The following is a 13615-nucleotide window of genomic DNA, read 5'->3' on the forward strand; positions in this document are numbered from 1 at the left end:
ATGAGTGATAAACGAGATGTTTTGTTAGAGAATAGGAATATTCTGTCTGATAAACTAGTCAGCAGAATTAATGCTTTTCTGAATTATGAAGATTCATCAAGCGTAAGAATTGTTGCTATTAGCAATGAAGAAAAGCTTAAGGCAAAGGCTTGTTCGGCATTAGAATCTGAATCAAGTTTTATTGTTGAAGGGTATGCAACTTCGCAGACTGAGGTGGAGGTATATGATTTACTTTTGGCGGATTACATCGTGGTGCATACCGCTGCGCTCAGAATGGCGCCGTTACAATTAGTTAATACGTTAAGGTTAGTTGACAGATTTAATAAAAAAGCATTTGTTATAGTTGATAAATGGGATATGCTGACCCCGACAAAAGAGAATATTGAAAAGGTTAGGAAAAATGCAATAAAGGAATTCTCTATGCTAAATATTGTTGGGATCTATAATGTTGGGGAAAGCAAAGATTTAGGTTTGGAGACAATTGAAGAAGTAATTGGGAAAATTCAGGCATATGTTGCGACGAGTGGTGAACAAGTAAAAGGACAACAAGTGGATAAAATCTATGAGTTTTATTTGGATGCTGTTAAATCAGAGTATCTGAATGTGAAGGGACAAGCAGATGAAGTTAGAGCTAAAATTGAAAGCTATATTACAAGTGTAGATAGTTTTCACTCTGCTAATAGCGTAAAGATAAAGAGCGTTAGTTCTGAATTGAACATGTATTCACAAGATCTATATACTAAATGGAATTTGATTAGTATTGAAGAGTGTGTAGGAGATATGTCTTACGATGACGTAGATGGATTGCGTAAGCATATTTTGAATGAATATGTACAGCGTGTTATGAAAGATTACACTGTAATAACCAAAACGGTATTAGATAATTATAAGAGAAGATTGGGCGCTATTAGAGAAAAGGTATTAGAAGAATTGTATCAAATCATCGATAAGATAGAAGGACTTAAATACACTAGCGATGAGTTGGTAGAGAAGTTTAGAAGAGATGTTGATGAATTAGAAACAATAGACAATATCATGAATGATATTCAGAGTGTAGCTAATGAGAGCATGGCAGAATTGGAAAGGAAAGTAAAACAAATTGCCTCGAAGACATTTGATGAAGAAACACTCCAAGCTACGGTTAGGAAAAAAATAGAAGAGCTAATATCAATGATCAAATCAGAGGGTGAGAAAGACAGTGTATCACAAAATATAATGGGGGAGGCTTCAATACGTAAGTATTATGCGGATATTCTAGAAAAGTGTACTACCCAACTGTTTTCTACAGTAGACGAATTTGTTTCTGTATTAAAACAAAATTTAAACAAAAAATCTGAGAATATTTTTGATACATATTACACATTGTTAGGGAAGGACCTTTCTGAAATAGAGACAGCTGTTGAAAAGGAATACATTGTTTTATGATTGACGGATTGACAGAATATGAATCATTAGTAGCTGAGGTTGAACAGAATCAGGACTTTGCTGATTGGACAAGAACTAAGATTGATATTGGATATGATCGTTTGAATTATGGAATAGATGATCGTCTCATGGCAAAAATGGGACGATCATCTAAAAATACTGCCTTTTATAGAAATCATATTTACGGAAACAAGAACGATTATAGCCTAATAATTTGCGATGAAAATGATATTTCTAGTGACGATAAATCAAAGCTGTTATATAAAAAGGCTAATACGAAATGTTTGTTTATTATAATGGTGTGCCCTACAAAAATGTTAAAAGAAGTACATGACGTCCATGATATTCCTAGTATTATACGCGAAAAAAGTGAAATATCTGGATTCCCTGTAGGGATAACTACTGAGAGCAGTTTTGCACAGCATATCAAGCAATACATGAGCTTGATAGAAAAATATGTGATGGTAAAGCATATTTCATTCCAAATTGAAAATAGAATAAATTCGTTGGAAAGCGTATTAGCAAGCCTTGCTAATAACGATAGTGATTTGTTCCAAAAAATGTACATATGGTGGAGCGTACAGTCTATAAAAAAGAGTTTAAAGAAACTATATGATTTATGGCAGGAGTGTGAAGCTGTCCTTAAGAAATTAGAAGCAGATTATTATAGATACTCAATAGATTGTAAGAGTGAAATTGCGGAAGAAATTTTTCATAAGGCTAATGTGGGTGATTGGGCAGCTGATATTGCATTCAAGTATGGAGGAATTCAAAATTTATTCAGCGAAAGCTTAAACGCTTTGAGAGATAGTCAATGCTCGGAAGATGATGCATTTAAATTGACTGTTAGTAACTGTATTACAAGGTTGGATGAGAAACCACAAGTTGCCTTTGTCGGAAACTTTTCATCTGGTAAAACATCATTTATTAATTGGATATTATCCATGGAAGGAAATAGGCAATTACGAACATCTGGGAAGCATAACACTGCCATTCTCACGTCTGTAAAATACGGGAATCCAGAAAGGGTTGTCGTGGAGTATAAAAAATCTCCAGATTTATTTCAGTGGAAATTGCTAGATGTGGAATATGAAAAGCAATTTGCAGATTATTATAGGGGAGAAAAAAAAGCAATTGTAACAGCAGTTGATGATGAAAAAAGAATTATAAAGTATAAGTATCAAGGAAAAAGTAAATATATTGTATTACAGAATAAGTCAGATCGAATCCTTGTTAAAAAGAATGATGTATTAAGACATGGTATGCAACTTACAGAGGGAGCAAGAGACCATGTTGACATGCCAAAATCCAATGCAAATATAAAACTATGTAATGTAGAAGAATATAAAGAGATTATTAAGTCTATAAATAATCAATCGTTAACAAATTGTACGTTGATAATATCATATGTTAGTCAGAAAAACGTGAAACAGAGACTTGGTGCGGAAACCAAAACTATTGAAAAGAATGCTAGCTATGAAATACTAAAGTTTTTATCTTTGCTAGAGAGCATAAGTTCCGAGATTGGTACGAATATAAGCTTTAATAAGCTAGAAGAAAATGGAGGATGGTCGCATAATGAAGTTTTCAACTTCCCTGAAAACGTAAATTTTATCTATGATGTAGTGATAAAAGGTGAGTGCAACTTTGGGGATACAAAAGAAGAATTAAATGAAAAAACATGGATTAAATATGGCGGTTCGGGCCAAGAAGGAGAAAATGTCTTTACAGAAACTCCTAAGTGCTATTTATATGCTAGCCAGATAACTTATTATTTAAACAAAGGTTTTTTAAACTATTCTGATATCATTGATACTCCTGGTTTGGGCTCAGTGAGTGGTGAACACGATGCAATTACGGAAAGATATATAAGAAAGAACATTAGCAATCTGCTAGTTATGATACGAATAGATAAAAACGGGAAGGATAGAAAAAAAAGAAAGTTTATAATTGACATCTCTTCAATTTATGATGACTCAAATAGGGATAAAAATACTGTATTCTTCGTGTGTAATATTTGGAGCAAAGATTATGGGACTAGCGATTTAAGGGAATTAGAAAGAATATGCGATTATTATTACAACGATATTATAGAATATGGATTTAGCAAAGATAATTTCTATGTTATAGATATTCTAAAAATGCAAGCTGGCTATAAAAATGATGAAATCTTTAAGAGATATCAATCTGCTGAAGTTTTTAGGGGGAACTTTATTGAACGCATTGCAAATGATGGGATTAAACAACAATTAAAGAAAATAGACAATGAAATAGTTAATCTATTTATCATGCAAATAAAAACCTATGAGAAAATTATTTCTGAAATACGTGGGAATGCTTTAGAAAAAGAGATAAAAATTGAAAAATTAAATTTGGCGCGAAAGCATATTAATAAAATTGAGTTTAAAAAGACATTTGAAGAATTGTTCTTCGAAAATGAAGTTTTACAGTATCTTTCTGATTTATCAAGTCAAATTCGAAATCTATCATATAGGCATGAATGGATTAAATTTGCATCAGAAGTACTCCTTAAGAATTATGGAGATGATAATTCAAAAGATGAGCTTGATGCGATAGAGTCATTATGTACAGATCCGGATGATGTTAGTAAATTTGAGGATAAAATAGCTACCTATTATGTTTTGCTAATTGAAAAGATCAAAAGAATCATAGTGTCTGATCTTGATTATGATAATACTCATCCAATTTGTGTATACATAGAAAATGAAAAAAGTGAGATTCGCTATATTGGAATGGGGTCTTTTCCTTTTAATGATTTTAAAAAAAGGATTAAGGCTCAACGTGATCATTTTGAGAGCATAATCCGTTTTATTCACAACACAAAAGTTAGCAAAAGAGATGCAGAGGAGATTTCGAATTATATTGATCAACAGATTGAGAAATGCCGACAGGAAAATCTGAAAAACTATAATCTTCTTATTGGAAAATTTAACGATATTAAAAATGCAGCACTAAGTAATATTGGCAAGCAAATAGATGGTTTTTCGGTTGATTCAGATGAAAGCTTATTAGTATGTAAATACGAGGACAATATTCGCGAATTAACCAGCTTACAAGATAAATGGACAAGAACAATTAGTAATACTGTACTAATGAAGGAGATTTTAGCATGAATGATCCGGTTGAAAACATGGTTCAAAAGATAAAACAAGATGCAAAAAAAAGTGAAGAGTCATTCCTTCAAGAAGTTGATAATGCGGTTAGGAGTGCAATAGCAGAGAATATAGATAACGCAAATTTTCAAGATTCTGTAAAAGCTTTGAAAGAAAATGCTGAAGAACTAGGGCAATTGAAGAATATCCCAGATATCATAAGGACAAATAACGAGAGCTGGCAGAATATTAAAGATATAAAGGCATCAGAAGAACAAACAGCAAATGAAATACAATTCATTAAGAATACTTTAAAACCTGAAGATGTCACTGATTTTAAAGCAAAAATGAAAGGAATTAGTGATAAAAATGAAAGTATTCTGGAAAAGGTTCAGAAGCTTGAAAGTACTTTGACTCCTAAAGATATTATAGACATAAAAACAAATTTGGATACCTTAGATAGCACAATTAAAGGAATAAGTGCTTCTGAAACTGACATTATTGCTAACATTAAGACTTTAAATGATGTTATAAAAGCAGAAGATATAGCAAGCATTTTAACTAAATTAAATGGAATAAGTGAAAGCAATGAGTCTGCATTAGAGATAATAAAGTCAATCCAAACATGTGTTATATCGGACAATGAGACTAGTGTTAAGTCAATATTATTAAAAATAAAAGAGTTACAAAGTGAAAAGTTTTCAAGCATCATAGTGACGCTGAACGATATAAAAGGTGATGTTACTGAACTTGAGGCAAGACAAGATGCGTCTACAAGTATAGAAGAATTACAAAAGAAGATAGAAGAGATTTGTGACACAGTTAATAAAATACATGATAAAAATGATGAAAGACTAGATAGAATAAGTAAAATAACGCAATGGGGATTATATTTGAATATGGTTTCTATTATAGGTATTATCGTTTTGTTTATTTTAAGGTTTTTGGGGTAATCGTTAGCTAAGGGGTTGTAAGAAATATGGATAAAGAATCAAAGAATTTAAGGACTTTAGACATGTATGTTCGCTTATGTGAGGGGAAAGTTCTTAACAAACACGAAGAAGCTCTTCGATTTGGCGTTGATGAACGCTCTATTCAGCGAGATTTAAATGGTATTCGTGAATATCTTGCAGATCATGCAGGAGAATCTAAGGGTGTTCGTGAAATAGTATACGACCGCGCTAAAGAAGGGTTTGTCATGAATGGTTCTGATGGCTCTCTTATGTCAAATGATGAAATACTTGCAGTGAGCAAGATTATGCTTGAGAGTAGGGCTTTTACCAAAAAGGAAATCAGTATTATTCTTGATAAGCTCATTTCTGGCTGCGTCCCTCAAAAGAACATGAAACTTGTTTCTGATCTTATTTCCAACGAAAAATATCACTATGTTGAGTTGCATCATAAATCTACTGTCAAAGATAAGCTATGGGCACTTGGAGAGGAAATAAAGCAGACCAATCTTCTCGAAATTACCTATGCAAAGCAGATTGCATCAAAAGAAGTTGTTACTCGTGTCATTCAACCACTTGCTATCATTTTTTCTGAGTATTATTTCTATCTTAATGCTTTTATTGTAGAGAAAAATGATGATGGAGAGTATATAAAGAAGTATGATTATCCCGCTATTTTTCGCATTGATAGAATAAAAAACTATCGTGAGATAGGAGAGAAGTTTGCTATCATCTATTCCAATCGATTTGAAGAGGGTGAGTTTAGAAAAAAAGTTCAGTTCATGTTTCCAGGCAAGCTGATGCGTCTTCAGTTTAAGTATACTGGGCGAAGTCTAGAAGCAATATTGGATAGATTGCCAACCGCAAAGGTTGTTTCTGAAGACGGTGAATCGAGTTTGATAGAGGCAGAAGTATATGGCAAAGGTATTATTATGTGGCTTTTGAGCCAGGGAAGTTCTATAGAGATTGTTCGCCCTAAAGAGATGAGAGAGGAATTTAAACAAATATTGGAAGATATGCTTTCAATGTATAATTAATCGGATTTTTTCGTTTCTTCTACGTCCTCCGACAGTAATGGCCCAATAATTTCTGTTAAACCAGGAAGATACTCCACATAAGTATTGTGAGCGGAATTATAATATGTAAAAGCCCTGATATTTACATCATGTGTAAGCTCAGCCAAAGCTATATCAAGACCAGATGTATGATATAGTTCTTTGTAATAACTAATTGGAAATAGCCTGTAATAATCATGGTTATCCAATAGTTCTTTTGCCAACATAGATTCAAAAGAATCGTTGCTCTCGCGCATAAACAGATTTATTTTACAATAAGCTTGAAGAAGCTTTGATATGGCTAGATAGTCATCCATTCCGTCTGTATAAAGCTCGATTGCTTCATCTATATGTTGCATGTAAAAGTTCAAAGTAAAAGAAACAATTGAAGTCTCTGATTCTGAATCAAACAGATCAGAGGCTTTTTTGTATGCCTGATTTATGATCTCCGAAGAATTTGTCTCGCTGGCATAGTCATTCCGGGAGAAAGTGTACTCAGAAGCAAGTTTTTCGCTCAGAGTATTACTTATTTTTTTTGATATTAGGCGGTTGTTTTTCATATCTGTATTATATTTTTTCACCTGGACAAAATACGTCTTGGGCTGATGATATATTTGCCTTACCACTGAAACAACAGAAGCCAATAATTGTGGGAAGGAGCACTATAGATGGTTCTGAGCAACATTCCAATAAAAGTCATGAATAATGAAATAATGTGGGACACCTTACAAAGTGATAAAGGCTGGAAATTAGAGCAAAACATTATAACAGGTCATGCGCGGATATTAAATCCAGAGGATATCAGGCTTGCTTGGGGTAGTGTTCAGGATATGACGGAAGCCTTTGAACGATTTGTAAAGCCATGGAAGGGATGTAAAAAGGGTGACATCATTGCAGTTCAAAGAATTGGCGGTGTTTACTCACATTATGCCGTGTACATAGGATATGGTAAGGTTATTCATTACGGAATGGATACTACAGCGGATGATAAAAACAGATGGATATGTACCATTCATAAGGCTGACTTTTCAGAATTCCTCGGAACAGATACCTGTTATGAAGTTTTGAGTTTTCCGGAAGATGGCTCCGATCCTATACATAAAAGCATAAATCTCTTTTCACAAAATGGAACCCTTAGCTTCCGCAGTACCTTTCGAATTTTTCCAGAGCTCAAGGCGATGCTAAGGCATCTGAAAGGATATCATCTGTATTCTGCAAAAGAGACTGTGGACCGTGCCTATACTCGACTTGGGGAGGATGAATACAGCCTGGCATTCAACAATTGCGAACACTTTGCGTTGTGGTGTAAGACAGGACTACGCGAGTCATCGCAGGTAGATGATTTTTGGAAAAGGTTTTGGGTAGGACGAAGCATTTTAGTATAAAAGGAGGTCAATTGATAATGGAAGAAAACGTTACAATGAATGCAACTGAAAACGTGGAGGCACCTAAGAAGAGCATCTATTCTCTGATAGAGGAAGACATCCTTGCGCGAGATTTGGATGAAAAGACTAAAGAGAAGAAGCTCAAGAAGCTAGAGAAACTCAAAAAACAACAAGTAAATATTATGCTCGTAGGCGCGACAGGAAGTGGCAAAAGCTCAACAGTAAATGCGCTGTTTGACATGAACCTCGCTAAGGTGGGCGAAGGAGCAGATCCTGAGACCACAGGAATTTCTCAGTACCAGTTTGAGAACCTGACGGTTTGGGATACTCCCGGTCTTGGAGATGGTGTCGAGAGAGATCAAGAGATTGCTGATGACATCCTTTTGAAGCTACAGGAAAAGGATGAAGACGGCAAGCAAGTGATTGATATGGCGGTTGTTGTCATGGATGCTTCTACCAAGGATTTTGGAAGCTATTATACATTACTTAATGATGTACTAATCCCTGAGTTTGGTGACGACGCAAATAAGAGAATAATAATTGCATTGAATCAGGCGGACATCGCAATGAAAGGAACGCACTGGAATGAAGAGATGAATGAGCCTGATGAAGTACTATCTGCCTTCCTCAAGAAGAAGGCAGCTTCTGTAAGAGCAAGGATTAAAGAGAACACGGGACTTGATGTTAAGCCTGTCTGCTATTGTGCAGGTTTCTTTGAGAATGGTAGTCAGAGAAAGCCCTATAACCTCGCAAAACTTCTCTACTTCATTGTGAAGGCTGCGCCAAAAGCTAAAAGACTCAACATTGCCGCCAATGTTAATGCAGACGAAGACAACTGGGAGTTCAACGAGAACTATGAATATACCAGCAGGCTTAACCGGGATTTTGGTGAGATTATCCTTTCCTGCATTGACGAAGGAATCGAGAATGGAGTTGAGCTGGGAGAGGAACTTCTTGGAATTCCTGGCATTATCATAGGTGGAATTGTCGGTGCTGCAGCTGGTGGTGTAAGAGGTGTGTTTGAGGCAGTATTCTAAAGAAATAGGGGTGGCGCTTCTATTGGGAATAAGAGTAGTACTGAAATCCCTATAGAAGCGACTACATCGGAAGTAAGCCCAGGCCAAGTAGTTTTTGAGAGGTTCGATAATTATTTTATACGACGTATTTTGATATGCTTTTTGAGGAGTAAAACATGCCAAAGTCAACAGAAAAAGCCGCGAGACTATTATGTATAAACGAGTATCTGAGAAGCGGGAAACAAATAAATCTTCAATCACTTGCGACTGAATTCATGGTTAGCAAACGAACTATACAGCGAGATTTGGATGATATTAAAGCTTTCTATGCAAACCAGATTGTTCGAGATGAATCTTACAAAAGTGTCTATTTTGACAATAAAACTAATACATATAGGCTTAAATGAGCGTTTTGTGGCATGAGGAAAAGAGTATGTTAGATGTACTATCAAGAGAAAACACCTGGATCGCTCCCAAATTGAGCGAACAAGATATCTTGAAAGCCACTGCAGAAGCAAGAAAAATCAGTGAGAGAGTAGCACTGCTTACGTTTATAACGATAGAACCTTACATTGACCTGTTTCTTGTGGAGATAATTGATCCAGAAGACAAGATATTTAATGTCTCCCGGTTTACATTTCATGAGGGATTATCTTGGAGTACAGAAGAAGAGGCGCAGTTTGAGAGAAAATGCCTAAAAAGTGAATACCCGCTGCGGTTTTGTTCTGCTGACTTTGATCATATCTACAAGTACTATTCAGAATTACATCCACAGTGGCACTTAAAAAGATATTACACTCATGAAATACGTCTTTTAGATCATATCCATCACTGCATGACTCAGAACACAATTAAAGAGCTTTTGTATAAGTCCGGTGTTGATGAGCTGGCTGTGAGGGCTCCTGAAGCACATGAAATCAATCTTCTGGCAACAAATCCATCGGAAATCTATGATCAAGTTCCCATGCGAGTCATCAGAGCTGTGAATACTGAGTACGGCGCCGAGTTATTGGCGAACAAAGAATATCGGGAATACCTGAAACAGCTGAACAATCAATATCCCGATATCTTCAAAGATCCTTTAAACGATGCCCAATGCGAATATCTTTTACGATTGAAAAAAGGAAACCTGACTAATCCAGAGATATATAGGCTATTTTTGTCGAAGAAGCCAAAGTTGACCAACATCTGGATCCATGCACAGTTTTTAAGATTTATGTATTCTGAGACAGCGCAGAAAACGCTTAATGAAAGAGCTAAAGAGCTTGTGAAGGTTGATCCATTCTATGCAACATATCTGCCCAAGTTAGATTCTTCTAAGATTTCAGAACTTCTTCATTATCTGACAACTTACAGGAAAGACCTTGATAAGGATATTCGAAGATCCAATAGAAAAAGAGATTACAACTGGCAGGAGCGCTATGATGGCTATGTTATCCGGTATCCTCAGACGATAAATGATTTTTGCAAAGAATCAATATACATGAGTAATTGCCTGATGACATATCTTGAGGCTTACATCGAAAATGATACGACCATTATGTTCCTTAGACGGGAAGATAACATATATGAGCCCTTCATTACGCTTGAAATCTATGATCAGGAACTTACTCAAGCCTACCACAGATTTAATACTGAATGCTCAGAAGAAGAGTGGAAGTGGATAAGAGAATTCTGCTTTAGGCACGACATAAATTGTGACTTATAGATAAGGGGAGTTTGCGATGATATCAGACATGAGGTTTAGGACCTCCAAAATACTCGTAATTGGTTTTGGAGAAATAGGTAAGAAGGTAACAGATAAGATACAACAGGATGATTTAGTCGACGTTGACACAGTTTTTGTTAATTCTGGGAAGATTGTTCTTAGACTTAATCAGATGTGGAACCCTGATAATTTCAATGGGGCAGAAATGATCATTATCGTTTTTGATTCCGCTGAAGATAATGAGGGGCTGTCATATATTGCTGCAAGTGCCAGAGATAAGGGGATTCTTGTATTAGGCATGGGAACAAGATCCTTTTTCCCATATAAAGATGAGGACAAAGCTTGTACCGAAGCTATTTCTTGTGGTATTGACGCTCTGAACATTATTTATAAAGATAAAACAGTAGAATATTATTCCGGAAAACAATGCATAAGCAAAAATTATTCTGCCGAGAGGGCCATAATTGGATCGATACAGCAGATTGTTCTCATGATGAATGTTCCAAATGTGATAAACATCGACATTGAGGATTTCAGCAATTTTATGCAGGAAGCGGGCATTATTCATATTGGAAATGGGTATGGCATCGGTGATAATAAGGCCGAAGAAGCAGTGCTCATGGCTTTAGATTCTTGTTCAAGTTCTCCGGATATCCGTAAAGCAACAAGATGGATTTGCTCAGTATTTGGTGACATAACACTTACAGATGCATCAGATGTCAGTGAATATATCAGAAGTTTATCAGGTAAAGATATAGATATTATTTTCGGCGCCAGCTACGACGATAGTCTGGAAGATGTGTGTTATGTTACAATCATTGCTGCGGATTTTGCTGAATCCCCAGTTATTTGTCCTGCTTGTTCCTCCAGTTCCTTGACTCCTTAACCGCTTCCTCCTTATCACTGGCTCGGGCGTAGATGTTGGTGGCAGCCATGGACTTATGACCCATGCGCTGCTGGAGGACCAGGATGTTTTTTTCATGCTTATAAAATTCCATGGCAAAACTGGAACGGAGTTTGTGAACGCTGATATCACTGCGGTTTAGGGAGGCTTTGACGTACTTTTTGAGCATCTGCTGAATCTCGCGGATGGAGAGCCTGGTGCCTTCCAGGGTAATAAAGAGAGGAGTACCCTCCTTAAACTTCTCGCCCTTCATCTCCCGTGAATCAAGATATGCCCTGAGATAATCTTTGGATTCATCAGAAAAATACACCTTACTGGTGTTGTTGCTTCTCTTGTGACCTTTTCTAAGGGCGTTGACATAGCACTCATTTTTCTCTGGGTGATATGGATTCTCGAAGATTACCACGTCATCTACATCAAGAGCCTGTAATTCTGAGACTCTAAGTCCTGTATCAAGGAAAAGGAATACAATCGCCAGGTCACGTTCTTTATATTTCTCATGATAAGCCTGTTGTTTCTTAGTCAGACCAGTTCCATTCTTAATACAATCCAGAAGTACGTTCTGCTCATCAAAGGTCAGGTATGTTACAGTCTCCGGCAGATCAATCTTAATTGATGATGAACCTGAAACCGGATTATATTCAAGCTTTCTTTCCGTATTAATAAGATACTCAAAAAGTACAGATATAGAGGTCCTGCGTCTAGCGAGGGTTTTGTCTTTGAGATGCTGATTTTCAGTCATCCAACTTACAAAGTTATCTATATCAACAGCTGTGATCATCTTTAGATCATCCAGTGATAGCTCTTTTACCGATTTGTCAGGGAAGTAACTATAGAAATTAACTGCATATTCAAAGAAATATCTAAGATCCAGCGCATAGTTCAGCTTTGTAAGTACTGATCGATTGGCAGATCCAAAGTAAAAGAAGTTATTGGTAAATTCCGGTAGCTCCGCGAGTACTGCATATAGCTTTTCTGAATTGGTCTTTGCAACTGGCTTTTCCATGATAAATACCTCGATTTATACGTCTATACCTATATTCTACCATCTGGCACCCGCACTTTCAAATATAACTTAAATTATACGCATACGAACAGGTGTTCCTGCGCCTCTATGCCCTCCGCTCAGATACGCTTTATCTCATAGCAGAACCTCAACCCGGTTCTTGCATGCTTTGATATGCTGTAAAGAGACAGAAATTCTGTTGGCACTCCAAAACGCTGGTACCGTTTGTCTTCGCCTATTGATTCAAGAACTCTCTTGTTGAAGTCGTAAAGATTTTCCCTGATAAACTCATCAAAGTCAGTAAATGTGAGGGTACTCCTTAATAGGATCTCAACATTTATAAAGTCAAAGGTCTTGGTGTTTTTGTTGCCTGTCTGCCTTACAATATCAGGCTTCGATATCGTAATGATCGGATCATTCATATCATAGCCTGCAAAATAGGTCGTATCGACAGGAGGAAATGAAAACCTGTCAGGCTCATGCTCAAACATCTCAAGCGCAGTATCAAAGTCTGTTACGTTAAGGTCATCAATAATGACCTTAAGGAACTTTGAAAACATATAGCGCCTCCTGCCTCCGGGGACTGACAGTCTCTTTCGTAGCGACATGTACCTTTCCTGATAACTGTCATCTGTATGACGCCAGTATATCCTTGGTCCTTTGTCCTCTTTATTGTATTTCCAGATGCCTCTATAATCCTTATAGTAGCTAGTAAATCCCTTGGAGGAATAATCTTCATATATCCTTGTTGCGCTTTTTTCCAACAATTCATCAAGATGATCCCGTAAGTAAACTTCCGCCTTATTTTCCGCATCCACCCAGTTCGCATGTTCATCCAGATAGTAAATGTCTATGAAAACCCCTTTTGCATCAAACTTGTCCCAGAATGAAGGCCAAAATGGTCTTCTGTACGTTTCTGGATTCACCGGAAATTCTAATAAATAATCCCTGCCATCATAATTATAAGTTCCGCTTGCAGTAGCATATTTTCTATATTTGTTTATATCTATTTCAAACATAGGTGTATCCCCATTTTGTGTATTACATAAAAAG

At 36.3% G+C, this 13615-nt stretch carries 12 protein-coding genes; 9 read left to right on the forward strand and 3 right to left on the reverse strand.

Annotation, left to right across the window (positions count from 1 at the left end; translation table 11 throughout):
* The 4 genes from G631_RS0108785 to G631_RS18670 are packed head-to-tail and all read left to right on the forward strand — an operon-like array spanning position 1 to position 6525.
* Positions 1 to 1425, forward strand: coding sequence for a hypothetical protein (locus G631_RS0108785; RefSeq protein WP_035789567.1), 1425 nt, complete (start codon positions 1 to 3; stop codon positions 1423 to 1425).
* Positions 1422 to 4559 (forward strand): hypothetical protein, encoded by a 3138-nt coding sequence (locus G631_RS0108790; protein ID WP_026489133.1) that lies wholly within the window; start codon positions 1422 to 1424, stop codon positions 4557 to 4559. The genes G631_RS0108785 and G631_RS0108790 overlap by 4 nt, the downstream gene beginning before the upstream one ends.
* Positions 4556 to 5491 carry a hypothetical protein gene (locus G631_RS0108795; protein WP_026489134.1) on the forward strand — a complete coding sequence of 312 codons (936 nt, stop codon included), beginning with the start codon at positions 4556 to 4558 and terminating at the stop codon, positions 5489 to 5491. Before G631_RS0108790 ends, G631_RS0108795 begins: the two co-directional genes overlap by 4 nt.
* A gap of 26 nt (positions 5492 to 5517) precedes the next feature.
* Positions 5518 to 6525 (forward strand): helix-turn-helix transcriptional regulator, encoded by a 1008-nt coding sequence (locus G631_RS18670; protein ID WP_035789568.1) that lies wholly within the window; start codon positions 5518 to 5520, stop codon positions 6523 to 6525.
* Here the strand turns inward: G631_RS18670 and G631_RS0108805 are convergent.
* Positions 6522 to 7124, reverse strand: a complete 603-nt coding sequence (locus tag G631_RS0108805) for a hypothetical protein (RefSeq protein ID WP_155833902.1) — start codon at positions 7122 to 7124, stop codon at positions 6522 to 6524. The two genes, G631_RS18670 and G631_RS0108805, sit on opposite strands and share 4 nt — an antisense overlap.
* An 87-nt stretch (positions 7125 to 7211) precedes the next feature.
* On the opposite strand from G631_RS0108805, the gene G631_RS20210 reads away from it, so the two are divergent.
* The 5 genes from G631_RS20210 (at position 7212) to G631_RS0108830 (ending at position 11538) form a co-directional block, all read left to right on the forward strand.
* Positions 7212 to 7928, forward strand: a complete 717-nt coding sequence (locus tag G631_RS20210) for a lecithin retinol acyltransferase family protein (protein ID WP_051197079.1) — start codon at positions 7212 to 7214, stop codon at positions 7926 to 7928.
* Between the two features lie 17 nt (positions 7929 to 7945).
* Entirely contained in the window at positions 7946 to 8965 is a 1020-nt protein-coding gene (locus tag G631_RS0108815) for a GTPase family protein (RefSeq protein WP_051197080.1), read from the forward strand.
* A gap of 155 nt (positions 8966 to 9120) precedes the next feature.
* Complete coding sequence (locus tag G631_RS21570) at positions 9121 to 9351, forward strand: HTH domain-containing protein (RefSeq protein ID WP_026489137.1); 231 nt, start codon at positions 9121 to 9123, stop codon at positions 9349 to 9351.
* 26 nt (positions 9352 to 9377) lie between these two features.
* Entirely contained in the window at positions 9378 to 10652 is a 1275-nt protein-coding gene (locus tag G631_RS0108825; RefSeq protein ID WP_026489138.1) for a PcfJ domain-containing protein, read from the forward strand.
* 16 nt (positions 10653 to 10668) lie between these two features.
* Positions 10669 to 11538 (forward strand): hypothetical protein, encoded by an 870-nt coding sequence (locus G631_RS0108830; protein WP_026489139.1) that lies wholly within the window; start codon positions 10669 to 10671, stop codon positions 11536 to 11538.
* Here the strand turns inward: G631_RS0108830 and G631_RS0108835 are convergent.
* A complete protein-coding gene (locus G631_RS0108835; protein ID WP_026489140.1) occupies positions 11498 to 12562 on the reverse strand; it encodes a tyrosine-type recombinase/integrase in 1065 nt (354 codons plus the stop codon). The genes G631_RS0108830 and G631_RS0108835 overlap by 41 nt on opposite strands.
* A gap of 119 nt (positions 12563 to 12681) precedes the next feature.
* Entirely contained in the window at positions 12682 to 13581 is a 900-nt protein-coding gene (locus tag G631_RS0108840; RefSeq protein WP_026489141.1) for a hypothetical protein, read from the reverse strand.
* Positions 13582 to 13615: the final 34 nt, after the last annotated feature.

The sequence above is a fragment of the Butyrivibrio sp. XBB1001 genome (assembly GCF_000424505.1).
Classification (GTDB): domain Bacteria; phylum Bacillota; class Clostridia; order Lachnospirales; family Lachnospiraceae; genus Butyrivibrio.

Excerpts from the sequence above, each read along its gene's own strand:
- G631_RS18670 (WP_035789568.1), top strand. The coding sequence starts at position 5,518 with ATGGATAAAGAATCAAAGAATTTAAGGACTTTAGACATGTATGTTCGC.
- G631_RS20210 (WP_051197079.1), top strand. The coding sequence starts at position 7,212 with ATGGTTCTGAGCAACATTCCAATAAAAGTCATGAATAATGAAATAATG.
- G631_RS0108785 (WP_035789567.1), top strand. The coding sequence starts at position 1 with ATGAGTGATAAACGAGATGTTTTGTTAGAGAATAGGAATATTCTGTCT.
- G631_RS0108790 (WP_026489133.1), top strand. The coding sequence starts at position 1,422 with ATGATTGACGGATTGACAGAATATGAATCATTAGTAGCTGAGGTTGAA.
- G631_RS0108795 (WP_026489134.1), top strand. The coding sequence starts at position 4,556 with ATGAATGATCCGGTTGAAAACATGGTTCAAAAGATAAAACAAGATGCA.
- G631_RS0108835 (WP_026489140.1), bottom strand. The coding sequence starts at position 12,562 with ATGGAAAAGCCAGTTGCAAAGACCAATTCAGAAAAGCTATATGCAGTA.
- G631_RS0108825 (WP_026489138.1), top strand. The coding sequence starts at position 9,378 with ATGTTAGATGTACTATCAAGAGAAAACACCTGGATCGCTCCCAAATTG.
- G631_RS0108815 (WP_051197080.1), top strand. The coding sequence starts at position 7,946 with ATGGAAGAAAACGTTACAATGAATGCAACTGAAAACGTGGAGGCACCT.
- G631_RS0108840 (WP_026489141.1), bottom strand. The coding sequence starts at position 13,581 with ATGTTTGAAATAGATATAAACAAATATAGAAAATATGCTACTGCAAGC.
- G631_RS0108830 (WP_026489139.1), top strand. The coding sequence starts at position 10,669 with ATGATATCAGACATGAGGTTTAGGACCTCCAAAATACTCGTAATTGGT.
- G631_RS21570 (WP_026489137.1), top strand. The coding sequence starts at position 9,121 with ATGCCAAAGTCAACAGAAAAAGCCGCGAGACTATTATGTATAAACGAG.